General features: G+C 68.6%; 23 protein-coding genes and 1 pseudogene. 20 read left to right on the forward strand and 4 right to left on the reverse strand.

The window, feature by feature from the left end:
* Positions 1–36: 36 nt before the first annotated feature.
* Positions 37–237 carry a DUF4229 domain-containing protein gene (locus AB0B89_RS05225; RefSeq protein ID WP_358548399.1) on the forward strand — a complete coding sequence of 67 codons (201 nt, stop codon included), beginning with the start codon at positions 37–39 and terminating at the stop codon, positions 235–237.
* Here AB0B89_RS05225 and AB0B89_RS05230 read toward each other — a convergent pair.
* Positions 234–1,520, reverse strand: a complete 1,287-nt coding sequence (locus tag AB0B89_RS05230; RefSeq protein ID WP_358548402.1) for a delta-60 repeat domain-containing protein — start codon at positions 1,518–1,520, stop codon at positions 234–236. The genes AB0B89_RS05225 and AB0B89_RS05230 overlap by 4 nt on opposite strands.
* A gap of 77 nt (positions 1,521–1,597) precedes the next feature.
* On the opposite strand from AB0B89_RS05230, the gene AB0B89_RS05235 reads away from it, so the two are divergent.
* From AB0B89_RS05235 to AB0B89_RS05315, 17 genes are all read left to right on the forward strand, one after another.
* A complete protein-coding gene (locus tag AB0B89_RS05235) occupies positions 1,598–2,332 on the forward strand; it encodes a demethylmenaquinone methyltransferase (protein ID WP_358548406.1) in 735 nt (244 codons plus the stop codon).
* 127 nt (positions 2,333–2,459) lie between these two features.
* Positions 2,460–3,734, forward strand: a complete 1,275-nt coding sequence (locus tag AB0B89_RS05240; protein WP_358548409.1) for a geranylgeranyl reductase family protein — start codon at positions 2,460–2,462, stop codon at positions 3,732–3,734.
* 91 nt (positions 3,735–3,825) lie between these two features.
* Complete coding sequence (locus AB0B89_RS05245) at positions 3,826–4,185, forward strand: NADH-quinone oxidoreductase subunit A (RefSeq protein WP_203993453.1); 360 nt, start codon at positions 3,826–3,828, stop codon at positions 4,183–4,185.
* 39 nt (positions 4,186–4,224) lie between these two features.
* Complete coding sequence (locus AB0B89_RS05250) at positions 4,225–4,776, forward strand: NADH-quinone oxidoreductase subunit B (protein WP_262842214.1); 552 nt, start codon at positions 4,225–4,227, stop codon at positions 4,774–4,776.
* Positions 4,773–5,450, forward strand: a complete 678-nt coding sequence (locus AB0B89_RS05255) for an NADH-quinone oxidoreductase subunit C (RefSeq protein WP_358548411.1) — start codon at positions 4,773–4,775, stop codon at positions 5,448–5,450. The genes AB0B89_RS05250 and AB0B89_RS05255 overlap by 4 nt, the downstream gene beginning before the upstream one ends.
* Positions 5,447–6,799: an NADH-quinone oxidoreductase subunit D gene (locus tag AB0B89_RS05260; RefSeq protein WP_358548414.1), complete on the forward strand. Its 1,353-nt coding sequence runs from the start codon at positions 5,447–5,449 to the stop codon at positions 6,797–6,799. The genes AB0B89_RS05255 and AB0B89_RS05260 overlap by 4 nt, the downstream gene beginning before the upstream one ends.
* Entirely contained in the window at positions 6,796–7,473 is a 678-nt protein-coding gene (gene nuoE / locus AB0B89_RS05265) for an NADH-quinone oxidoreductase subunit NuoE (RefSeq protein ID WP_358548417.1), read from the forward strand. Before AB0B89_RS05260 ends, nuoE begins: the two co-directional genes overlap by 4 nt.
* Entirely contained in the window at positions 7,470–8,756 is a 1,287-nt protein-coding gene (gene nuoF / locus AB0B89_RS05270; RefSeq protein ID WP_358548420.1) for an NADH-quinone oxidoreductase subunit NuoF, read from the forward strand. Before nuoE ends, nuoF begins: the two co-directional genes overlap by 4 nt.
* Entirely contained in the window at positions 8,753–11,179 is a 2,427-nt protein-coding gene (locus AB0B89_RS05275; RefSeq protein ID WP_358548422.1) for an NADH-quinone oxidoreductase subunit G, read from the forward strand. Before nuoF ends, AB0B89_RS05275 begins: the two co-directional genes overlap by 4 nt.
* Before the next feature lie 85 nt (positions 11,180–11,264).
* A complete protein-coding gene (gene nuoH, locus AB0B89_RS05280; protein WP_358548456.1) occupies positions 11,265–12,626 on the forward strand; it encodes an NADH-quinone oxidoreductase subunit NuoH in 1,362 nt (453 codons plus the stop codon).
* A complete protein-coding gene (gene nuoI, locus AB0B89_RS05285) occupies positions 12,613–13,128 on the forward strand; it encodes an NADH-quinone oxidoreductase subunit NuoI (protein WP_358548424.1) in 516 nt (171 codons plus the stop codon). The genes nuoH and nuoI overlap by 14 nt, the downstream gene beginning before the upstream one ends.
* Positions 13,121–14,020 carry an NADH-quinone oxidoreductase subunit J gene (locus AB0B89_RS05290; protein ID WP_358548425.1) on the forward strand — a complete coding sequence of 300 codons (900 nt, stop codon included), beginning with the start codon at positions 13,121–13,123 and terminating at the stop codon, positions 14,018–14,020. Before nuoI ends, AB0B89_RS05290 begins: the two co-directional genes overlap by 8 nt.
* A complete protein-coding gene (nuoK, locus tag AB0B89_RS05295) occupies positions 14,017–14,313 on the forward strand; it encodes an NADH-quinone oxidoreductase subunit NuoK (protein WP_189165194.1) in 297 nt (98 codons plus the stop codon). The genes AB0B89_RS05290 and nuoK overlap by 4 nt, the downstream gene beginning before the upstream one ends.
* Positions 14,314–14,316: 3 nt before the next feature.
* Entirely contained in the window at positions 14,317–16,230 is a 1,914-nt protein-coding gene (nuoL, locus tag AB0B89_RS05300) for an NADH-quinone oxidoreductase subunit L (protein ID WP_358548427.1), read from the forward strand.
* Entirely contained in the window at positions 16,230–17,759 is a 1,530-nt protein-coding gene (locus AB0B89_RS05305) for an NADH-quinone oxidoreductase subunit M (RefSeq protein WP_358548430.1), read from the forward strand. The genes nuoL and AB0B89_RS05305 overlap by 1 nt, the downstream gene beginning before the upstream one ends.
* The gene (gene nuoN / locus AB0B89_RS05310; protein ID WP_358548432.1) at positions 17,756–19,315 is read left to right on the forward strand and encodes an NADH-quinone oxidoreductase subunit NuoN; all 1,560 of its coding nucleotides are present in this window, start codon (positions 17,756–17,758) and stop codon (positions 19,313–19,315) included. Before AB0B89_RS05305 ends, nuoN begins: the two co-directional genes overlap by 4 nt.
* 12 nt (positions 19,316–19,327) lie before the next feature.
* Positions 19,328–20,323 carry a polyprenyl synthetase family protein gene (locus AB0B89_RS05315; RefSeq protein WP_358548434.1) on the forward strand — a complete coding sequence of 332 codons (996 nt, stop codon included), beginning with the start codon at positions 19,328–19,330 and terminating at the stop codon, positions 20,321–20,323.
* A gap of 53 nt (positions 20,324–20,376) precedes the next feature.
* Here the strand turns inward: AB0B89_RS05315 and rarD are convergent, their stop codons facing one another.
* Positions 20,377–21,294: an EamA family transporter RarD gene (gene rarD / locus AB0B89_RS05320; protein WP_358548437.1), complete on the reverse strand. Its 918-nt coding sequence runs from the start codon at positions 21,292–21,294 to the stop codon at positions 20,377–20,379.
* Positions 21,295–21,433: 139 nt separating this feature from the next.
* Between rarD and msrA the strand changes: the two genes are divergently transcribed.
* Positions 21,434–22,096, forward strand: coding sequence for a peptide-methionine (S)-S-oxide reductase MsrA (gene msrA, locus AB0B89_RS05325; RefSeq protein ID WP_358548440.1), 663 nt, complete (start codon positions 21,434–21,436; stop codon positions 22,094–22,096).
* Positions 22,097–22,234: 138 nt separating this feature from the next.
* Here the strand turns inward: msrA and AB0B89_RS05330 are convergent, their stop codons facing one another.
* Entirely contained in the window at positions 22,235–22,606 is a 372-nt protein-coding gene (locus AB0B89_RS05330; protein WP_358548442.1) for a DUF5997 family protein, read from the reverse strand.
* Between the two features lie 79 nt (positions 22,607–22,685).
* On the opposite strand from AB0B89_RS05330, the gene AB0B89_RS05335 reads away from it, so the two are divergent.
* Positions 22,686–23,390 carry a LysR family substrate-binding domain-containing protein gene (locus tag AB0B89_RS05335; protein ID WP_358548459.1) on the forward strand — a complete coding sequence of 235 codons (705 nt, stop codon included), beginning with the start codon at positions 22,686–22,688 and terminating at the stop codon, positions 23,388–23,390.
* A gap of 19 nt (positions 23,391–23,409) precedes the next feature.
* Here AB0B89_RS05335 and AB0B89_RS05340 read toward each other — a convergent pair.
* Positions 23,410–23,592: pseudogene (locus AB0B89_RS05340) on the reverse strand (IS5/IS1182 family transposase); the annotation flags it as partial.
* Positions 23,593–23,780: the final 188 nt, after the last annotated feature.

The raw sequence follows: 23,780 nt of genomic DNA on the forward strand, positions 1-23,780 counted from the left end.
ACCGCTCCACCGGGCTGGTGGCGTAGCCTCGACGTTGTGCGATCGTTTCTTGTTTACACCGCGTCACGGCTCGGCCTGTTCGTCGTCACCCTTGGTGTCCTCTTCCTGATCGGCGTTCACGACGCCTTCTGGCTCATCGTGATCAGCTTCGTGATCAGCGGCATAGCCAGCTACGTGCTGCTGTCCAAGCAGCGAGACGCGGTGAGTGAGCAGATCAGCAAGGGCCACAGGGCTTAGAGAAGCGGGAACATGCCGACCCGGGCATGGTACTCGTGTCCGAGGTGCGTGGTGTCGCTTCCGACGAGAAGGCCGCCTTTGTGAGCCAGGAACGCTTTGACACCGATGCCCCGGTCGCGAGTTGGGTTCCATGTGAGCGCTCTGCCGGTGGTGGGTTGAATCGCTCCAATGCCGGGTCGCGCCACCGCTCCGGGTCCTGCGGAGTCCGACCCTCTGGGGTTGTTCAGCCACCGCTGATGGCCGCCGACGTAGACCGCGGCCCCGGTCACCGCGACCGAGTACAGCGAGTCGCCCCCGGTGAAGTTGACCCACGTGGGCCTGATGGTGTCACCATGTGAATAGGTCTCGAAGCGCGCCGCTGAATCGCACAGCTTGTTGGCTCCCTTGGCGCCTCCTGTCGTCACGATGACGAAATACTGTCCGTCTGGTGAGAAATCCAGGCCTCGCACGTAAGAGGGGAACACGTCCTTACAGTCGGGGGCGTACGCCTCGGTGTGCCAGCCGGTTACCGAAGGCCGCGAGGCGCCGATGTCGATGAGGCCCACCTGCGGGCGGCGCAGCCCGTCGAGGGTGGTGAAGGAGCCGTCGACCGCGAGCCGGTCACGGGCGGCGGCCATCGCGTAGACCTTGAGGCTGCCGCCGCGCCCTCCCCCCGGGGTGACCGTGAAGGCCGGATCGACCGCTCCGGTTGCCGGGTCGACGCGGGCGAGCGCCGCGCGGCCGGTGCGGCCGATGCCGGTGAAGTCCCCGCCGACGTAGAGCTTGCCGCCGTGGAGCACGAGGGCGGAGACGTCGCCGCCGCGCACCGGCGCCGAGAAGCCGGCGACCGGCGAGCCGTCGGTGAGGCCGAACCGGACGAGGCCCCGGCCGGCGCCGCCCGCGCCGCCCGCGGTGATGAACGCGCCGCCGGCGTAGACCGAGCCGTCGGGACCCGCCGCCAGCGCGTTGACCGGGCCGTCCAGCCGCGGTGCGAAGCGGGGGTCCACCTTTCCTGTGGCGAGGTCGTAGGCGAAGAGGTTGCTTCTCCGCAGCGTCGTGGAGCCGCCCGCCTCGCGCACCTGGCTGAACGCGCCGCCGACGACGACGGTGCCCCCCACCAGGGCGAAGGCGTTGACGATGCCGTCGAGAACGTGGGGAGTGGTGGCGACGGGATGGGCCGAGACGACGCGGGCCTGCGCGACGTCCCCGGCCGAGGCGGGGGCGCAGGGGAGGACGGCGAGGGCTCCCGCGACCAGCGGGACGGCGATCGCGATCGACTTTCGGGTCGAGTTTCGGGCAAACATTCACCAAGTCCTAGCAGACGCTAAGTAATGAGGTGGCTACTTTGGGTCGATCACCTCATGCGCACTAAGCTGGTCGCATGACGCGTGCATCCTTGGACAAACAGCCGCACGAGGTGGCGGCGATGTTCGACCGCACGGCCCGGCGCTATGACTTGGTCAACGATGTCCTCTCGCTGGGCCAAGACCGGTCCTGGCGCAAGGCCACCTCGGTCGCCGTCGACGCCGGCCCGGGTGAGCTCGTCCTCGACCTCGCGGCGGGCACCGGCACCTCGACCGACGCCTTCACCGGCCTCGGGGCGCGGGCGATCGCCTGTGACTTCTCTCTCGGCATGCTGCGCACGGGTGCCGAGCGGCATGGGGGGTCGGGGCTGCGGGGCGGGGGAGTGCGCGGCGTCACGTTCGTCGGGGGCGACGCTCTCAGGCTTCCCTTCGCGGACGACACGTTCGACGCGGTGACGATCTCGTTCGGGCTGCGCAACGTCAACGACACGGTCGAGGCGCTGCGCGAGATGCTGCGGGTCACCAAGCCAGGCGGGCGGCTGGTGGTTTGCGAGTTCTCCAGGCCCACGGTGAAGTCGTTCGAGCTGGTTTACACGCAATACATCATGAAGCTCCTGCCGCCCGTCGCCCGCGCCGTGAGCTCCAATCCCGACTCGTACGAATATCTCGCCGAGTCGATCCGCGCCTGGCCTGATCAGGCCAGTCTCGCCCGGCTTCTCCAGGAGGCGGGCTGGGAGCGGGTCGAGTGGCGCAATCTTTCCCTCGGCATCGTGGCCCTCCATCGGGCTGGTAAACCAACCGTGGGCAAGTAGGTAAGCTCCATCTGACATCGGGCAGGGAAAAAGGGTTAGACTTCCGCCGACAAGTTTGTGAAGTGGTTCACAAAGGAACGAAGGCCCCAAACCCGAGGCCCTCGACACCCAGGACAGGACAGGTCCCGTGAGCGAGTCAGCTCCCGCGGCGGACGCCGACATCATCGTCGTCGGTGCCGGACCGGCGGGTTCGACCACGGCTTTCTATCTCGCACAGGCCGGCTTCGACGTGCTGCTGCTGGAGAAGACCCGGTTCCCGCGCGAGAAGGTGTGCGGGGACGGGTTGACGCCGCGCGCCGTCAAGGAGCTGATCGCCATGGGCGTCGACATCGACGCCCCCGGCTGGATCAGGAACAAGGGGCTCCGGGCCGTCGGCGGCGGCATGCGCATCGAGCTCGCCTGGCCTGAGCTGTCGAGCTATCCCGACTTCGGCCTGGTGCGCACGCGCCTCGACTTCGACCAGATCATGGCCGACAACGCCGAGCGCGGGGGCGTCAGGCTGCTCCAGGGCGTCAACGTCACCGGTCCCGTGCTCGACCCGCGCAGCGGCCACATCGTCGGGGTGACCGCCAAGCACGACGGCGAGCCGGTGACCTACCGCTCGCGCCTGGTCGTGGCCGCCGACGGCAACTCCACGCGGCTGTCCCTGTCGATGGGCCTGCACAAGCGCACCGACCGCCCCATGGGCGTCGCCGTGCGCACCTACTACACAAGCCCCCGTCACGACGACGACTGGCTGGAGACCTGGCTGGAGCTGTGGGACACCGACGCCGACGGCTCCTCGCGGCTCCTTCCCGGCTACGGCTGGGTCTTCGGCGTCGGCGACGGCACCAGCAACGTCGGACTCGGGCTGCTCAACACGAGCGAGGCGTTCCAGAACCTCGACTACCGCGACCTGCTGCGCCGCTGGGTCAAGAACATGCCCTCCGAGTGGGGGTTCTCCGAGGAGAACATGACCGGGCCGATCCGCGGCGCCGCGCTGCCGATGGCCTTCAACCGGCAGCCCCACTACACCCGCGGCCTGGTGCTCGTCGGAGACGCGGGCGGCATGATCAACCCCTTCAACGGCGAGGGCATCGCCTACGCGATGGAGACCGGCCGCATCGCCGCCGACACCATCGTCACGGCCGTGTCCGGCACCACCCCCGCCCAGCGGGAGCGCGTTCTGCGCGCCTACCCGAAGACGCTCAAGGACGCCTACGGCGGCTACTTCACCCTCGGGCGGCTGTTCGTCGAGGCCATCGGCAAGCCCGGCGTGATGGGGTTCCTCACGCGGCACGGCCTGCCACATCCCACTCTGATGCGGTTCGCTCTGAAACTCCTTGGTAACCTCACGGACCGGCAGGGCGATGCGTCAGACCGGATCATCAACGCCCTGTCCAAGGTCACGCCACCGGCATGACACAGCACCCGGAACGAAGATCGATGATCGACCTGCCTAGACTCAGCAACCGATTGACCGAAGCTTCAGCGCTCAGAGGGGACGCATAGCGATGGAACTGTATGTGCCTATCCTGGTGCTCGCGGTTCTCGCGGCGGGCTTCGCCGTCTTCTCCGTGGGAATCGCGCCCTTCACCGGCCCAAAGCGCTGGAACCGCGCGAAGCTCGACGCCTACGAGTGCGGCATCGAGCCCACGCCGCAGCCCGTCGGCGGCGGCCGGTTCCCGTTGAAGTACATGATCACCGCGATGCTCTTCATCGTGTTCGACATCGAGATCATCTTCCTTTATCCGTGGGCGGTCGCTTTCGACCAGCTCGGGGTCTTCGGGCTGGTCGAGATGGTGCTGTTCATCGTCACCGTCCTGGTCGCGTACGCCTATGTCTGGCGTCGCCGCGGCCTGGACTGGGACTGAGAGGCAGCGTGCCGGAGGCGCGCGAGAGGAAGCACTGAGATGGGTCTCGAAGAGAAACTGCCCAGCGGATTCGTCCTGTCCACCGTGGAGCAGGCGGCCGGATGGGCGCGCAAGAACTCCGTCTGGCCGGCCACGTTCGGCCTGGCCTGCTGCGCCATCGAGCTGATGGCCACCGGCGGTCCCAACCATGACCTGGCCAGGTTCGGCATGGAGCGCGCGTCCGCGTCCCCCCGCCAGGCCGACCTCATGATCGTGGCGGGCCGGCTCTCGCAGAAGATGGCGCCGGTGCTGCGCCAGATCTACGACCAGATGGCCGAGCCCAAGTGGGTCATCGCGATGGGCGTCTGCGCCTCCAGCGGTGGCATGTTCAACAACTACGCGATCGTGCAGGGCGTCGACCACGTCGTGCCGGTGGACATCTACCTGCCCGGCTGCCCGCCGCGCCCCGAGATGCTCATCGACGCGATCGTCAAGCTGCACGACAAGATCCAGAACATGAAGTTCGGCGCGCACCGCGCCAAGCAGATCGACGAGCTGGAGCTGCAGGCTCTCCGGTCGCTTCCGCTCATCGACCAGGGGACCTCGAAATGAGCACTGACAACCTTCCTGGGGTGCCGGAGGAGCCGGTAGCCCGCCTCGGCATGTTCGGGGTCACCGACTCCGGCGACACCTCCGGCTACGGCCGGCTCGTCGTGCGCCGCGCGCCGAAGCTGTCGAGCGCGAAGCCGTACGGCGGCTACTTCGACGAGGTGGCCGACGGGCTGGAGCGCGCGGCGGGCGACGCCTACACGGGCATGGTCGAGCGCGTGGTCGTCGACCGCGGTGAGCTGACCCTGCACGTCGCGCGCGAGCGCCTGGTCGAGGTCATGCGGCACCTGCGCGACCACGCCGACCTGCGCTTCGAGCTGTCGCTCGGCGTCTCGGGCGTGCACTACCCCGAGGAGATCGGCGCTGAGCTGCGCGCGGTCTACCACCTGTGCTCGATCACGCACAACCGGCGCGTCCGGGTCGAGGTCTCCTGCCCGGACGCCGACCCGCACGTCCCGTCCACGGTGTCGATCTACCCGACCAACGACTGGCACGAACGCGAGGCCTACGACTTCTTCGGGATCGTCTTCGACGGCCATCCGGCGCTCACCCGCATCGAGATGCCCGACGACTGGGAAGGTCACCCGCAGCGCAAGGACTATCCGCTTGGCGGCATCCCGGTCGAGTACCGCGGCGCCACCATCCCCGCGCCGGACCAGAGGAGGTCGTACGCATGACCGCCATCCACGACGGTGAGACCGCTCGCACCGAGCAGGACGCCACCGAGGGCAGGGTCTACAGCGTCAACGGTCAGGACTGGGACGAGGTCGTCGGCGCGGTCGCCGAGTCGTCGGAAGAGCGCCTGGTCATCAACATGGGCCCCCAGCACCCGTCCACCCACGGTGTGCTCCGGCTCGTGCTGACCCTCGACGGTGAGACCGTCACCGAGGCGCGCACGGTGATCGGGTATCTCCACACCGGCATCGAGAAGAACATGGAGTTCCGGACGTGGACCCAGGGGGTCACGTTCGTCACCCGCATGGACTACCTGTCGCCGATCTTCAACGAGGCGGCGTACTGCATGGCGGTGGAGAAGCTCCTCGGCATCACCGACAGGGTGCCGCTCCGCGCGCAGACCATCCGGGTCATGATGATGGAGCTCAACCGGATCTCCTCCCACCTCGTGGCCATCGCGACCTTCGGCCTGGAGCTCGGCGCGACGACGCCGATGCTGTTCGGCTTCCGCGAGCGCGAGCTGGTGCTCGACCTGTTCGAGTACATCACCGGCCTGCGCATGAACATGGCGTACGTCCGGCCGGGCGGCGTGTCCGTCGACCTGCCGGCGGGTGCGGTCGACAAGATCGGTGAGTTCCTCAAGATCATGCCGGGCCGCATCAAGGAGATGCGCAAGCTGCTCGACGAGAACCCCGCGTACACCCGCCGCACCAAGGACGTCGCCTACCTCGACCTCACCGGCTGCATGGCGCTCGGCGTCACCGGGCCCATGCTGCGGGCGGCCGGCCTGCCGTGGGACCTGCGCAAGTCGCAGCCCTACAGCGGCTACGAGACCTACGACTTCGACGTGCCCACCGAGACCTCGTGCGACGTCTACGGCCGCTACCTCGTGCGGGTGGCCGAGATGGAGGAGTCGCTCAAGATCATCGGCCAGTGCCTCGACCGGCTCTCCGGCTCCGAGCTCAAGGGCAAGCCGGTCATGATCGAGGACAAAAAGATCGGCTGGCCGTCGCAGCTCGCGCTCGGCCCCGACGGCCTCGGCAACTCGCCCGATCACATCGCCCACATCATGAGCAGCTCGATGGAGGCGCTGATTCACCACTTCAAGCTGGTGACCGAGGGCTTCAGAGTCCCGGCGGGCCAGGCGTACGTCCCGGTCGAGTCGCCGCGCGGCGAGCTGGGCGCGCACGTCGTGAGCGACGGGGGCACCCGCCCCTTCCGCGTACACTTCCGCGACCCGTCGTTCACGAACCTGCAGGCGGTGCCCGCTACCTGCGAAGGCGGCATGATTGCCGACGTCATCGCCGCGGTCGCATCGATCGACCCGGTCATGGGAGGTGTGGACCGGTGACGACCTATTCGCCGGAAGTCCGCGAGCGTCTCGAACGCGACGCGAAAGAGATCATCGGGCGCTACCCGAAGACCCGATCGGCGCTGCTGCCCCTGCTGCACCTCGTGCAGTCGGAGGACGGCTACGTCTCCGACGCGGGGCAGGAGTTCTGCGCCGAGATGCTGGGCCTGACCAAGGCCGAGGTCGTGGGCGTCGCGACGTTCTACACGATGTACAAGCGCAAGCCCGCGGGTGAGTACCACGTGGGCGTCTGCATCAACTCGCTGTGCGCGATCATGGGCGGCGACCAGATCTGGGACGAGCTCTCGGAGCACGTCGGCGTCGGCAACGGGGACACCACCCCCGACGGCAAGGTCTCGCTGGAGCGCATCGAGTGCAACGCCGCCTGCGACTTCGCCCCGGTCATGATGGTCAACTGGGAGTTCTTCGACAACCAGACCCCCGGCTCCGCCAAGCAGCTCGTCGACGACCTGCGGGCCGGCAAGGAGATCGCGCCGACCCGAGGGCCGGGGCGCCTGTGCTCGTTCAAGGAGGCCTCGCGCGTGCTCGCGGGCCTGCCGGACGGCCTGGCCGCTGACGGCCCCTCGGCCGCTGGCCCCTCGATCGAGGGTCTCAAGATCGCCAAGGCGAACGGGTGGACGGCGCCCGCGCCTTCGAAGGGGGCCTCCGAATGACCACGCTGACTCCGGTCCTCACCGCCAACTGGGACAGGGCGGACTCGTTCACCCTCCAGGGATACGGCGAGTACGAAGCCGTCAAGAAGGCGCTCGGCACCGACCCCGACGCCATCATCAAGGCGGTCAAGGACTCCGGCCTGCGCGGCCGTGGCGGCGCGGGCTTCCCGACCGGCATGAAGTGGGGCTTCATCCCCCAGGGCGACGGCAAGGCCCACTACCTCGTCGTCAACGCCGACGAGTCGGAGCCGGGCACCTGCAAGGACATCCCGCTCATGATGGCCAACCCCCACTCGCTGGTGGAGGGCGTCATCATCACGGCGTACGCGATCCGTGCGAACCAGGCCTTCATCTACATCCGCGGCGAGGTGCTCCACGTCATCCGCCGGGTGCAGGCGGCCGTCGCCGAGGCGTACGAGAAGGGCTACCTCGGCACGGACATCCTCGGGTCGGGCTACGACCTTGAGCTCGTCGTGCACAGCGGCGCAGGCGCCTACATCTGCGGCGAGGAGACGGCGCTGCTCGACTCGCTGGAGGGCTACAGAGGTCAACCTCGCCTCAAGCCCCCCTTCCCCGCGGTCGCGGGCCTTTACGCGTGCCCCACTGTCATCAACAACGTCGAGTCGGTCGCCAGCGTTCCCAGCATCATCGGAAACGGCGCCGACTGGTTCGCTTCGATGGGCACCGAGAAGTCCAAGGGCTTCGGCATCTTCTCGCTGAGCGGCCACGTCACCCGGCCCGGCCAGTACGAGGCGCCGCTCGGCATCACGCTGCGCGAGCTGCTCGACATGGCGGGCGGTATCCGCGAGGGTCACCGGCTCAAGTTCTGGACGCCCGGAGGCTCCTCCACCCCGATCTTCACCGAGGAGCACCTGGACGTCCCGCTCGACTTCGAGTCGGTCGGCGCCAAGGGCTCGATGCTCGGCACCCGGGCGCTGCAGATCTTCGACGAGACGACCTGCGTCGTGCGCGCGGTGCTGCGGTGGACCGAGTTCTACGCCCACGAGTCCTGCGGTAAGTGCACCCCCTGCCGGGAGGGCACCTACTGGCTCAAGCAGGTGCTCCGGCGGCTTGAGAAGGGCCAGGGCACCGAAGAGGACCTCACCACGATCACGGACATCGCCGACAACATCCTGGGCCGCTCGTTCTGCGCCCTCGGTGACGGCGCGACCAGCCCGATCCACTCCTCGGTGAAGCACTTCCGCGACGAATACCTCAAGCACTTCGAGATCGGCGGATGTCCGTTCGATCCCGCCGCGTCGACTGTGTGGGGCAAGGCATGACAGTACAGACAACCCCGGCGGGACCGGTCGAGCAGCCGGTCGACATGGTGACGCTCACCGTCGACGGCTTCCAGGTCAGCGTTCCGAAGGGGACCCTGATCATCCGGGCGGCCGAGCTGCTGGGGATCCAGATCCCGAGGTTCTGCGACCACCCGCTGCTCGAACCGGCGGCCAACTGCCGCCAGTGCCTGGTGGACATCACCGACGCGGGCAACGGCAGGGGCTTCCCGAAGCCGCAGCCGTCCTGCGCCATCGAGGTCGCCGAGGGCATGGTCATCCAGACCCAGCTCACCTCGCCGGTCGCCGAGAAGGCCCAGCGCGGCGCCATGGAGCTGCTGCTCCTGAACCACCCGCTCGACTGCCCGGTCTGCGACAAGGGCGGCGAGTGCCCCCTGCAGAACCAGGCCATGTCGAACGGGCAGGGCGAGTCGCGCTTCCAGGAGACCAAGCGCACGTTCGAGAAGCCCATCCCGCTCTCGACCGAGGTGCTGCTCGACCGTGAGCGCTGCATCCAGTGCGCCCGCTGCATCCGCTTCGCCGACGAGATCGCGGGCGACCCGCTGATCGACTTCTTCGAGCGCGGCGCTTCCGAGCAGGTGGGCGTGGCCGACGGCCAGCCGTTCGCGTCGTACTTCTCCGGCAACACCGTCCAGATCTGCCCGGTGGGGGCGCTCACCGGGGCCGCCTACCGCTTCAAGTCACGGCCGTTCGACCTGGTGTCCACGCGGAGCGCCTGCGAGCACTGCGCGAGCGGCTGCGAGCTGCGCACCGACCACCGGCGCGGCAAGGTCACCCGGCGCCTCGCCGGAGACGACCCGCAGGTCAACGAGGAGTGGAACTGCGACAAGGGCCGCTGGGCCTTCGCCTACGCGACCCAGCCCGACCGCCTGCAGTCCCCGCTCGTCCGTGACGAGACCGGTCGGCTGCGCCCCGCCTCCTGGCCCGAGGCCCTGACGGCCGCGGCCGAGGGGCTCGCGAGGGCCAGGGGCAAGGCCGGCGTGCTGGTCGGCGGCCGGGCGACCGTCGAGGACGCCTACGCCTACTCCAAGTTCGCCCGCATCGCGCTCGGCACCAACGACGTCGACTTCCGCTCCCGCCCGCTGTCGGAGGAGGAGACGGTCTTCCTCGCCCACGCGGTCGCGGGCAAGGGCATCGAGGTCTCCTACGCCGACCTTGAGAAGGCCCCGGCCGTGCTGCTCGCCGGATTCGAGCCCGAGGAGGAGTCGCCGATCGTCTTCCTGCGGCTCCGCAAGGCGTTCCGCAAGCGCGGCCTGAAGGTCTACTCGCTCGCGCCGTTCGCATCGGCGGGCCTGGCCAAGATGGGCGGCACGCTCATCCGCACGCTTCCCGGCGCGGAGGCCGAGGCGCTCGGCGACCTGATCTCCGGGTCCTCGCCGGTCACCGACGCGCTCACGCAGCCGGGCACGATCATCCTGGTGGGCGAGCGGCTGGCCACCTCCCGGGGCGCCCTTTCGGCCGTTCTGCGGCTGAGCGCCACCTCGGGCGCGCGCCTGGCCTGGGTGCCCCGCCGGGCCGGTGAGCGCGGAGCCATCGAGGCGGGCGCGCTGCCGAACCTGCTTCCCATCGGCCGCCCCGCCGACGACGACACGGCCCGCGCCGAGGTCGCCCGCGCCTGGAACGTCTCGGGGCTTCCCGAGACCGCCGGGCGCGACACCTCCGGGATCCTCGCCGCCGCGCTGACGGGCGAGCTCGACGCCCTGGTCATCGGGGGCGTCGACCCCTACGACCTGGCCGACCCCGAGGCCGCGCTCGCGGCACTTGAGAACACGCCGTTCATCGTCTCGCTGGAGATGCGCGCCAGCGCGGTCACCGACCGCGCCGACGTGGTGCTGCCCGTCGCGGCGGTCTCCGAGAAGAGCGGCACGTTCGTCGACTGGGAGGGCAGGGGCCGCTCGTTCGAGCAGGCCATCGAGGTGCCGGGCGTGATGAGCGACCTGCGCGCCATCGCCGCGATCAGCGACCACATGGACGTACACCTGGGCCTGCCCGACGCCGCCGCCGCCCGCCGCGAGCTCGCGGCCCTCGGCGCCTGGCGCGGCTCCCGCTCCAACGGTCCCAGCGTGTCCGGCGGCACGCACGCCGACCCCAGGTCCGGCGAGGCGATCCTCGCCACCTGGCACCTGCTGCTCGACTCCGGTCGCATGCAGGACGGCGAGCCGTACCTGGCCGGCACGGGCCGGGCCGTGGAAGCGCTGCTTTCCGAGGCCACCGCGGCCGAGATCGGCGCGCTCGACGGTAAGGTCACGATCACCACGGAGGGCGGCACGGTCACGCTGCCCGCGCGGGTGGCCGACCTGCCCGACCGCGTGGTCTGGGTGCCGTCCAACTCGGCCGGCTGCTCGGTCACCCGTGACCTGCGCGCTGTGGCCGGCGACGTCGTCAAGATCGGGAGCGCCTCATGACGGGGAGCGGATCCTACGCGGTGAGCGGAGCGGTCGGCGAGGCACGAGCCGCCCGCGAAGCGAATGAGAAGTGGTGAGCGACCAAATGACACAGGCAGCTCTTCTGGTCGCCGATCCGGCCGGGCCCACCCTGGCCGACTTCGGCAAGGATCCCCTGTGGATCTCCATCATCAAGGCCGTCTTCATCTTCGTCTTCCTGATGCTGGGCGTGCTGTTCGGCGTGTGGACCGAGCGCAAGCTCATCTCGCGCATGCAGCACCGCTACGGCCCCAACCGCGCGGGCAAGTTCGGCCTGCTGCAGTCGGTGGCCGACGGTCTCAAGATGGGGCTGAAGGAGGACATCCTCCCGAGGACCGTCGACAAGCTCGTCTACATCCTCGCGCCGATCATCATCGCGGTGCCGGCGTTCCTGTCGTACTCGATCATCCCGTTCGGCCCGATGGTGTCGATGTTCGGGGTGAGGACGCCGCTGCAGCTCACCGACCTGCCGGTCGCGGTGCTGGTCGTCCTGGCGATGGCCTCGATCGGCGTGTACGGCATCGTGCTCGCGGGCTGGGGCTCGCGCTCGCCGTACGCCGTGCTGGGGGGCCTGCGCTCCACGGCCCAGGTCATCTCGTACGAGATCGCGATGGGCCTGTCGTTCGTGGCGGTGTTCCTGTTCGCGGGCACGCTGTCCACCTCCGAGATCGTGGCCAAGCAGGCCTCCGGCGGCACCTGGGACGCTTTCGGGCTCTCCATCCCGCTCCCGTCCTGGTACGCGATCCTGCTGATCCCGTCGTTCCTGATCTACGTGATCACGATGCTCGGTGAGACGAACCGCGTCCCGTTCGACCTCCCCGAGGGCGAGGGCGAGCTGGTCGGCGGCTTCCACACCGAGTACTCCTCGTCGCTGAAGTTCGCGATGTTCATGCTGGCCGAGTACGCCAACGTGTTCACGGTGTCGGGCCTGTGCATCACGCTGTTCCTCGGCGGCTGGCGCGCCCCGTGGCCGATCTCGCTGTGGGACGGCGCGAACGTCGGCTGGTGGCCGATGTTGTGGTTCTTCATCAAGCTCGCGCTGGTGTTCGCGTTCTTCATCTGGGTGCGCGCCTCGCTGCCCCGAATCCGGTACGACCAGCTCATGGCCTTCGGCTGGAAGGTCCTCATCCCGCTCAACCTCGGCTGGATCCTGCTGGTCGCCACCGTCCGGGCCACCCGGATCGCCGGTGAGCAGAGGACCCTGGTGCTGGTCATCGCGGCGATCGTCGTCATCGGAATCCTCGCGATCTACTTCCGCTTCGACACGGTCAACCAGCGCCGCAGAGAGGCCAGGGCCGCGGAGGTCGAGGCGGAGTTCGAGCGGCTGCGTGAGGAGCCCACCGCCGGTGGGTTCCCGGTTCCGGCGTTGGACCTGCCGCACTACCACGGCGTCAACGGACGCAAGGAGGTCCCCAGTGGGACTAACTGATTTCCTGAATCCCGTAAAGGGCTTCGGCGTCACCTTCCACCACATGTTCAAGAAGCCGGTGACGGTGAACTACCCCGAGGAGAAGCGGCCCACCGCGCCTCGGTTCCACGGCCGCCACCAGCTGAACCGCTGGCCGGACGGCCTGGAGAAGTGCGTCGGGTGCGAGCTGTGCGCCTGGGCCTGCCCGGCGGACGCGATCTTCGTGGAAGGTGCCGACAACACCGACGAGGAGCGCTACTCCCCGGGTGAGCGGTACGGCCGGACGTACCAGATCAACTATCTGCGCTGCATCCTGTGCGGACTGTGCATCGAGGCGTGCCCGACACGCGCGCTCACGATGACCAACGAGTACGAGCTCGCGGACTCCAGTCGTGAGAGCCTCATCTACACCAAGGAGATGCTGCTCGCGCCGCTGGGTCCTGGCATGGAGGCGCCGCCGCACTCCATGCGCCTCGGCGAGACCGAAGAGGACTACTACCGGTTGGGCCGTAGCAATGGGTGAAACCATCACGTTCTGGGTGCTGGCGGTCGTCTCGGTGGCCGCGGCGTTCGGACTCGTCTTCAGCCGCAAGGCGGTGTACTCCGCGCTCATGCTGGGCGTGGTGATGCTGTCGCTGGCGGTGCTCTACGCCGTGCAGGACGCTCCGTTCCTCGCCGTGGTGCAGATCATCGTGTACACCGGCGCGGTCATGATGCTCTTCCTGTTCGTGCTGATGCTGGTCGGCGTCGACTCCTCCGACTCCCTGGTGGAGACGATCAAGGGTCAGCGCTTCTGGGCGGTCGTCGCGGGCCTCGGCTTCGCGGTGCTCCTGGCGGCCGGCATCGGCAACGCGGTGATCGGCGACCCGGCCGGGCTGGCCTCGGCGGTCAAGGCCGACGGAGGCAACGTCCCCGCGCTGGCCAGGCTGATCTTCACCCGCTACGTGTTCGCGTTCGAGGTCACCTCCGCGCTGCTCATCACCGCCGCGCTCGGCGCGATGGTGCTCGCGCACCGCGAGCGCAGCACGCCGAAGGCGTCCCAGAAGGAGCTGTCGCGCGCGCGCTTCCTCGGCGGGCACCCCGGCACGCTTCCCGGCCCCGGCACCTACGCGCGGCACAACGCGATCGACATGCCCGCGCTGCTGCCCGACGGCACGGTCTCCGAGCTCTCCGTCAACCGGGTCATCGCCCGGCACGACGTCGAGGACGACCGGCTGCCGGAGAACCCGAGGCTCGCCCAGGCGATCAGGAACGTCGCCGCGGGCCCCGGCCGCGCCGAGAAGCCGAAGGTCGTCCAGGCCGTCGCCGAGGAGCCCGAGGACTCCCTTGGGGGCTCTTCCGAGGCGGAGGAGAAGCCGAAGGTCGCCCAGACCGCCGGCACCGCCGACGGCCCCGTCCAGGAGGAAGGCAAGTGACCACCCACTACCTGGTGCTCTCCGCGCTGCTGTTCGCCATCGGCGGTGTCGGCGTGCTCGTACGCCGCAACGCCATCGTGGTGTTCATGTGCGTCGAGCTCATGCTCAACGCCTGCAACCTGGCTTTCGTCACGTTCGCCAGGCAGCACGGCAACCTCGAAGGCCAGATCATCGCGTTCTTCGTGATGATCGTCGCCGCCGCCGAGGTCGTCGTGGGTCTCGCGATCATCGTGACGATCTTCCGAACCCGCAGGTCCGCGTCGGTGGACGACGCCAACCTGCTGAAGTACTAAGAGGTGGCCGTGGAACCCGCTGAGATCGTCCAGCACTCCGGTGGAGTGATCGGCGTCTCCTGGCTGACGATCGTCCTGCCCCTGTTGGGCGCGGCGATCCTCCTGCTGGGCGGCCGTCGTACCGACCGCTGGGGCCACTTCCTCGGCGTCGCCATGTCACTGGCGTCGTTCGCGGTCGCCGTGCTCGTCTTCTTCGAGCTGATCGGCCTCGGGCCCGACCAGCGCCGCCGTGTGGTGGAGCTGTACGACTTCCTGCCCGGGGGCACGATCGACGTCAAGATGGGCCTGCTGCTGGACCCGTTGTCGATCTCGTTCGCCCTGCTGATCACCGGTGTCGGATCGCTGATCCACATCTACTCGATCGGCTACATGGCGCACGACCCGAACCGGCGGCGGTTCTTCGCCTACCTGAACCTCTTCGTCGCGGCGATGCTCCTGCTGGTGCTGGCCGACAACTACCTCGGCCTCTACATCGGCTGGGAGGGCGTGGGTCTCGCGTCCTACCTGCTGATCGGATTCTGGCAGCACAAGCCGTCGGCCGCCGCGGCGGCCAAGAAGGCGTTCATCGTCAACCGCGTCGGTGACATGGGCCTCGCGCTCGGCATCTTCGTCATCTTCACGACGTTCGGCACCGTCGCCTTCGGCCCGGTCTTCTCCAGCGCCTCGCAGGCTCCGCAGGGCACGCTGACGCTGATCGGCCTCGCGCTCCTGCTCGGCGCGTGCGGCAAGTCGGCCCAGCTCCCGCTGCAGTCCTGGCTCCTGGACGCGATGGAGGGCCCGACCCCGGTCTCGGCCCTCATCCACGCGGCCACCATGGTCACCGCCGGCGTCTACCTCGTGGTCCGCTCCGGCGCGATCTTCGAGGGGGCCCCGACCGCGCAGCTCGTCGTGACCATCGTCGGCGTGGCCACGCTGCTCGCCGGTGCGATCATCGGTACCGCCAAGGACGACATCAAGAAGGGCCTGGCCGGCTCGACGATGTCGCAGATCGGCTACATGATGCTCGGCGCGGGCCTCGGCCCGGTCGGCTACGCCTTCGCCATCGCCCACCTGATCGCGCACGGCTTCTTCAAGGCCTCCATGTTCCTCGGCGCGGGCTCGGTCATGCACGCGATGAACGACGAGGTCGACATGCGCAAGTACGGAGGCCTGGCCTCCGTCATGAAGATCACGTGGATCACCTTCGGGCTCGGTTACCTGGCGATCATCGGTTTCCCGCTGCTGTCCGGTTACTGGACCAAGGACGGCATCATCGAGACCGCGATGCACCACAACCCGATCCTCGGCTGGCTGGCCGTGATCGGCGCGGGCATCACCGGCTTCTACATGTCGCGGATGTTCTTCATGACCTTCCACGGTCAGCGCCGCTGGGAGAAGGACGCCCACCCGCACGAGTCGCCCGCCGTGATGACCTGGCCGCTGATCATCCTGTCGATCGGCTCGGTCTTCGGCGGCGCCTACCTCGTCATGGGCAACCGCTTCATGGACTTCCTCCAGCCCGCCGTCGGCGCTCCCGCCGAGCGGCCGGAGTTCGACCCCTTCAGCGTCACCGGCCTGGTGACCCTGGCGCTGGTCGCGGTCGGCGTCGCGTACGCGTGGATGCGGTACGGCAGGGCCGAGGTCCCCGTGGTCGCCCCGCGCGGGTCGTTCCTCACCACGTTCGCCCGTCGTGACCTGTACGGCGACGCCCTGAACGAGGCGCTGTTCATGCGCCCCGGCCAGTGGCTGACCCGGCTCGCGGTGTTCTTCGACAACCGCGGCGTCGACGGCCTGGTGAACGGCCTGGCGGCGACGATCGGCGGTACGTCCGGCCGCCTGCGCCGCGTGCAGACCGGTTTCGTCCGGTCGTACGCCTTGTCGATATTCTTCGGTGCCGCCCTTCTGGTCGGCGCATGGTTCGTCGTAGGGAACCTGTGATGCCCTGGCTCTCAATCCTGATGGGCGTGCCCGTGGTGGGCGCGCTGGCGGTGGCGGCGGTGCCCAAGGGCAACGACAAACTCGCCAAGCAGCTCACGCTCGCGGTCTCGCTCGTCGTGCTGGTGCTCACGCTGATCATGGCGTCGCAGTTCGACCCGTCGGGGCGTCGCGACCAGTTCAGCGAGGTCTACGACTGGATCCCGTCGTTCGGGGTCCACTACGCGGTCGCCGTCGACGGCATCGCGCTCGTGCTGATCGCGCTGGCGGTGGTGCTGGTCCCGATCGTCGTGCTGGCCTCCTGGCACGACGCCGACCGGCCGGAGGCCAAGCGGTCGGTCAAGACGTACTTCGCACTGATCCTGGTGCTGGAGGCGATGATGATCGGCGTCTTCGCGGCGACCGACGTCTTCCTCTTCTACGTCTTCTTCGAAGCGATGCTGATCCCGATGTACTTCATGATCGGGTCCTACGGCGGAGCCCAGCGGTCGTACGCGGCCGTCAAGTTCCTGCTGTACTCGCTGTTCGGCGGCCTGCTCATGCTGGTGGCCGTGATCGCGCTCTACTCCATCGCCGGCAAGGGCACCTTCCTGCAGCCCCAGCTGATCGGGGTCATCACGGACCCGGCCACGCAGAAGTGGCTGTTCCTCGGCTTCTTCATCGCGTTCGCGGTGAAGGCGCCGCTCTGGCCGTTCCACACCTGGCTGCCCGACGCGGCCGCCCAGGCGCCCGCCGGCGCGGCCGTGCTGCTCGTCGGCGTGCTCGACAAGGTCGGGACGTACGGCATGCTCCGCTTCTGCCTGGAGCTCTTTCCGGACGCCGCCAAGTTCTTCACGCCGCTGGTGATCACGCTGAGTGTGATCGGCATCGTGTACGGCGCGATCGTGGCCATCGGGCAGACCGACATGAAGCGGCTCATCGCCTACACGTCGATCTCGCACTTCGGCTTCATCACGATGGGCGTCTTCGCCATGACCGCCGACGCGGGCTCGGGCGCGACGCTGTACATGGTCAACCACGGCTTCTCCACGGGCGCGCTGTTCCTGCTCGCGGGCTTCCTGATCAACCGCAGAGGCTCGCAGTACATCGCGGACTACGGAGGCGTCCAGAAGGTCGCCCCCGTGCTGGCGGGCACCTTCCTGGTCGCCGGCCTGTCGTCCCTGTCGCTGCCGGGCCTGTCGACCTTCGTGAGCGAGTTCCTCGTCCTGATCGGCACCTACGAGCGGTACATCGTCCCGAGCATCATCGCCCTGTCGGGCATGGTCCTCGCGGCCGTGTACATCCTGTGGATGTACCAGCGGATGATGACCGGCCCGACGCCCGAGAAGATCCGTGGCATCACCGACCTGAACCTCCGCGAGAAGATCGTGGTGGTCCCGCTGCTCGCGCTGCTCATCGGCTTCGGGTTCTTCCCCAAGCCGCTGCTCGACGTGATCAACCCGGCGGTCCACCAGACCCTCACCAGCGTGCAGGCGCCGCAGTTCACCCCCGCCATACCCGCGACCGCTGAGCAGAAGGGGGCAGGCCAGTGAGCACGCTCGCCGCCGTCACCATTGAGGCGCCGAAGATCGAATATGGGCAGCTCGCCCCGATGCTCATCGTGTTCGGCGCGGCGATCGCCGGTGTCCTCGTCGAGGCCTTCACGCCGCGCTACCTGCGCAAGTCGATCCAGATGCCCATCACGATCCTGTCGATGATCGGCGCGTTCGCGCTGACCGTCTGGGAGGGCGTCCAGGGCGTGCGCAACGCCGCCGCCATGGGCGCCGTGGCCGTCGACGGGCCGTCCCTGTTCATCTGGGGCGCCATCCTCCTGCTCGCGATCGTCTGCGTGCTGCTGATCAACGACGACGACCAGTTCGTGGCGCAGGCCGCCGCGGTGCCCGGCAGCGCCGAGGAGGACCAGGCGATCGCCGAAGGCGGCGCGCACACCGAGATCTACCCGCTGGTGCTGTTCGCCGTCGGCGGCATGATGCTCTTCCCCGCCTCGAACGACCTGCTGATCATGTTCGTGGCCCTTGAGGTCATGTCCCTGCCGCTGTACCTGCTCTGCGGCCTCGCCCGCCGTCGCCGCCTGCTCTCGCAGGAGGCGGCGATGAAGTACTTCCTGCTCGGCGCCTTCTCCTCGGCGTTCTTCCTGTACGGCACGGCCCTTCTGTACGGCTTCGCCGGGTCGGTGGACCTCGGGGCCATCGAGAAGGCGCTCACCACCGTCGGTGGCCAGGACAGCCTGCTGTACATGGGCGTCGCGCTGCTGGGCGTCGGCCTCCTGTTCAAGATCGGTGCCGCTCCGTTCCAGGCGTGGAAGCCCGACGTGTACCAGGGCTCCCCGACCCCCATCACCGCGCTGATGGCCTCCGGCACGCTGATCGCCGCGTTCGGCGCGCTGCTGCGGGTGTTCTGGGTCGCGCTCGGCAACCTCGACACCGAGTGGATCCCGGTGCTGTGGGCGGTGGCCATCCTCACGATGGTCATCGGCGCGATCCTGGCGATCACCCAGACCGACATCAAGCGCATGCTGGCCTACTCGTCGATCGCGCACACCGGCTTCCTGCTGACCGCCGTGGTGGCGACCGGCAAGGAGGCGCAGAACGCGAGCGCGCTCTCGGGCATCCTGTTCTACCTGGTCGCCTACGGGTTCGCCACGGTCGGCGCCTTCGCCGTCGTCACGATGATCCGGGACGCCGGTGGCGAGGCGGGGCACCTGTCCCGCTGGGCGGGCCTCGGCAAGCGCTCGCCCGTCCTCGCGGGCATCTTCGCGCTCTTCCTGCTCGCCTTCGCCGGCATCCCGCTGACGTCCGGCTTCTTCGGGAAGTACGCGGTGTTCGCCGCCGCCGTCTCCGGTGGCGCGGTCGGGCTGGTCATCGTGGGTGTGGTGACGTCCGCGATGGCGGCGTTCTTCTACGTCCGCGTGATCGTCCTGATGTTCTTCAGCGACCCGGCTCCCGAGGGCCCGACCATCGCCGTGCCGAGCATGGGGACCGCGGCGGTGGTCACAGTCGCGGCGGCGGCTACGGTAGTGCTCGGGGTCTTCCCGCAGCCTGTGCTCGACCTCGCGCACACGGCTGCGCAGTCGCTGTTCGTCCGTTAGGAGTTATGGTTCATGGCCGCGCCGCCCGTAGTCGACCTGCCTTTCATCGACGAAGGGCTGGCAGCGGATATCGCCAGTGGGCTCGACGCCGTCGAGAAGCTGCTCCGCACCTCGGCCGACAGCGAGGACGCCTTCGTCGCGGAGGCGTCCAAGCACCTCATCGAGGCCGGCGGCAAGCGCTTCCGGGCGATGATCGTGCTCCTCGCGTCGCACTTCGGTGACTCGACGGCCCCCGGCATCGTGCCGGGGGCCGTGGTGATCGAGCTCACCCACCTCGCCACGCTCTACCACGACGACGTCATGGACGAGGCCCGGGTGCGCCGGGGCTCCCCGTCGGCCAACGCCCGGTGGGACAACACGGTGGCCATCCTCACGGGCGACTACCTCTTCGCCCAGGCCTCCGAGATCCTCGCCGACCTCGGGCCTGAGCTGGTGCGCATCCAGGCGCAGACGTTCTCCCGGCTGGTCCGCGGCCAGATCCGCGAGACCATCGGCCCCCGGCCCGGTGTCGACGCCGTCACGCACTACATCGACGTGCTCGCCGACAAGACCGGCTCGCTGATCGCCACCTCCGGCCGGTTCGGAGGCATGCTCGCGGGGGCGTCCGCCGAGGTCGTCGAGCGCCTCACGAGTGCCTGCGAGGCCATCGGCGTGGCCTGGCAGCTCGGGGACGACCTGCTCGACGTCGCCTCGACCGCGGGTGAGAGCGGTAAGACGCCGGGCACCGACCTGCGCGAGGGCATCCGCACGCTGCCCGTTCTGTACGTGCTGCAGTCCTCGGCCCCGGAGGACGCCCGGCTGCGGCGGCTCCTCTCGGGTCCCGTCGCCGAGGAGGACGTCGCGGAGGCCGTCGTGCTGCTCCGGGGCAACGCGGCCATGGTCCGTGCCCGTGCCGAGCTGATGTCGTGGGTCGAACGGGCGCATGCCTCGCTCTCGGCGCTGCCCGACATCCCCGCCAGGGCGGCCCTGCTGGCCCTGTGCGACTACGTGGCCGACCGCTCCGGCTGACAGGGCGTTCTCGGGTTCGCACGCGGTCCGCCGGATACGTCCGGCGGCGTAGCTCAGACGGCTTCGAGGGCGGTGGCCCTGTTGGCCGCGCGCCGGACCGTGTGGGCGTTGTGCAGCCCTTCCCAGCTGAAGACGGCCAGGGCGAGCCAGATGATCGTGAAACCGGTCCACCGGCTGGGAGGCATGATCTCGTGGGCCACCAGCACACCGCAGAGGAACTGCAGGATGGGCGCGATGTACTGCAGAAGCCCGATGACCGTGAGCGGGACGCGGATCGCGGCGGCGGTGAAGAGCATGAGAGGGATCGCCGTGACCAGCCCGGCGCCCGCCAGCAGGGCGGCATGGCCGAGCCCGGCGTCGCCGAAGGTGGACGTCCCCTGCGCCTGCAGGAACACCAGGTACGCCGATGCGGGCAACAACAGGACGAGGGTCTCGACCGTCAGGCTCTCGGCCGCTCCCACGTTCGCGGACTTCTTGATCAGCCCGTACGTCCCGAAGCTGACCGCGAGCACGAGCGCGATCCACGGCGGCCGGCCGTAGTCCACGGCCAGGACCACGACGGCCAGGGCGCCGAGGCCCACGGCCACCCACTGCCACGGACGCAGCCGCTCCCGGAAGACCATCACACCGAACAACACACTCACCAGGGGGTTGATGAAGTACCCGAGTGAGCTCTCAACCACGTGGCCCGCGTTCACGGCGTAGATGTAGACGCCCCAGTTCACCGAGACCACCCCGGCGGCGAGGGCCAGCAGGAGAAGCTTCTTGGGCTGCCCGGCGAGCTCGCGGAACCAGGACCAGTGGCGCCGCACGGCGAGTACGGCGATGACCGCCACCAGCGACCAGACCATGCGATGGGCGAGGATCTCCACCGCCCCGGAAGGCTTGAGCAGAGGCCAGTAGAGGGGGAAGAGGCCCCACATGGCGTAGGCGGCTATGCCGTACAGGACACCACGGCGCGAATCAGGCATGTACGCCATTTTCGCTGCTGACAGCCTTTACCACAAATAAGTAGCTCTTTGTCCTCTCTTAAGCGTTGCTTACCTGAGGAACAATGAGGGCGGGCCGGTGGTTGGGCTAGTCTGCAAGGCTGTCTGACGGAGGTGCGCGATGGGCTGGATCTTCGGCAAGAACAAGACTTCGATGGTGACCGCGGAGGAGGCGCTCCCCGGACGTACGGCGACGATGCCCGTGCCCGAGCGGCACGCCGTGCTCGACGCCCCCCTCGCCGGGCCGTACCCCGAGGGGACGGAGATCGCCGAGTTCGGCCTCGGCTGTTTCTGGGGGGCCGAGCGCAAGTTCTGGCAGACCCCGGGCGTCGTCTCGACGTCGGTCGGCTACCAGGGCGGTCACACCCCGAACCCGACATACGAGGAGGTGTGCACCGGGCTCACCGGCCACACCGAGGTCGTCCGCGTCGTCTTCGACCCCAGTCGCGTGTCGTACGAGGAACTGCTCAAGGTCTTCTGGGAGGCGCACGACCCCACGCAGGGCATGCGCCAGGGCAACGACGTCGGCACGCAGTACCGCTCGGCCATCTACACCCACGGCCCGGCCCAGGAGAAGTCCGCGCTCGCCTCCCGCGACGCCTACCAGCACGTCCTCACCAACGCCGGCTACGACCCCATCACCACAGAACTCACCCCCGCCCCGCAGTACTACTTCGCTGAGGATTATCACCAGCAATATCTGTACAAAGTGCCCAACGGCTACTGCGGCATCGGCGGCACAGGCGTCAGCTGCCCCATCGGCCTGATGACCGGCGAAGCCTGACCTCGGAGCCCGCCCTTGTGGGAAGGGCGGGCTCCGCCCGAAAAGGGCCTCGCTTCGCACCCAGTTGGTCACTCAGCGAGGCGGTGGCGGCAGCTTGGAGACGCGTCTGGGGTCGGAAACGTGCGGGATCTCAGCTGTCTAGCGTTGCTTGAGGCGGAGCGCTTCTTTGCGGGCCTCGGCGGGGCTGGACCGCTCGCGCTCCAGCCACGCCGGGTTCTCCGCCTTCAGCGCATCGATCTCAGCGGTGGTGAGCGGTCCGGTGATCCCACCTCTGAGCAGGCCGGCAATGGAGACCCTGAGCTTCGCGGCGATGACCTGCTTGGTGTGCGGGCCGTTGCGGCGCAGGTCGGCGAGCCAGGCGGGTGGCGTCGACTGCAACTCGTTCAGCTCGTCCCTGGAGACGACACTCGCCTGGAACTCGGCGGGAGTGGCCGAAAGGGGGACACCCAGCTTCTTGGCCGCGGTCGCGGGCTTCATTGTCTGGATGGTCTTCGGTTTGGGCGAGGTCATGGCGTCAAGAGTAGTCAGCCGGAACAGGTTCCCTTGACATCGGTACCCTGAGGAAGTGACTGATGGAGAGCCCGGCAGGGTGTTTCGACTGGCGTACGTGCCCGGGGTGACACCCGCGAAATGGGTCAACGTCTGGACCGAGAGAATGCCCGGCGTGCCGATTGCCCTGGTCGCGGTTCCCGCCGCCGAGGTGGTGGGACTCCTGCGGAACGGCGGCGCCGACGCCGGATTCGTCAGGCTGCCGGTCGACCGGGATGGGCTCAGCGTGATTCCTCTCTACGTGGAGACCACGGTGGTCATGGTGCCTAAGGACCACGCGATGGCCGCCGCCGACGAGGTGGCCATCGCCGACCTTATCGACGACGAGGTGTTCCATCCTCTGGACGACACCATCGAGTGGACGGTCCGGCCCGGACTGCCCGCGTTCACCCGCCCGGCCACAACAGCGGACGCGGTCGAGCTGGTAGCGGCCGGCACTGGGATTCTCCTGGTTCCGCTGTCGCTGGCACGCCTCCACCACCGCAGGGATCTCACTTACCGGCCGGTGCCGGACGCGCCGCAGTCTCAGGTTGCGCTGACCTGGCCCACGGACGCGACCACTGACCTGGTGGAAGATTTCATCGGCATCGTCCGCGGCCGGACGGTGAACAGCTCGCGGGGCCGTACCCCCGTCTCCCCTGCGGAGAAACCGGCACAGCGGCCTGCACAAAAACCCGCACAGCATGGCTCCGGTCGCCGGGCCGTGCCAGCCAGCCGTAAAAAGAAGGGCTACCGGCCTCGGTGACCTGCAGACAGATGAGTCGGCGGTAGCAGATGAGAGCGGCCGCGAGGGCGATGAAGGACGCGAAGTGGTCGGCCCGGCGTTCGTAGCGGCGGTCCCCGTTCGACCATGCCATCGTGTACTCGATTACCCAGCGGTGCCGTCCCAGGCGTTGGCTGGATTCCACCCTGCGGCGGGCGATGCACGAGGTGATGCCACGCTCGCGCAGGAAGCGGCACACGCATGGGGTAGTCATACTTTTGTCGCCATGCAGCTTGGCCATCAAGCACGATCCGACCGCACGCGCGCTGGTCATCGCCATGCCCGAGGTCTTCCCCTGGGTTCGCCACCTCACCTCCGCCGAACTGCGTGCCTTCACCCTCGAACTGGTGGAGGCCCTCTCCGACGCGGCGG

Origin of the sequence: Sphaerisporangium sp. NPDC049002 (assembly GCF_040649355.1) — a bacterium.
Lineage (GTDB): Bacteria > Actinomycetota > Actinomycetes > Streptosporangiales > Streptosporangiaceae > Sphaerisporangium.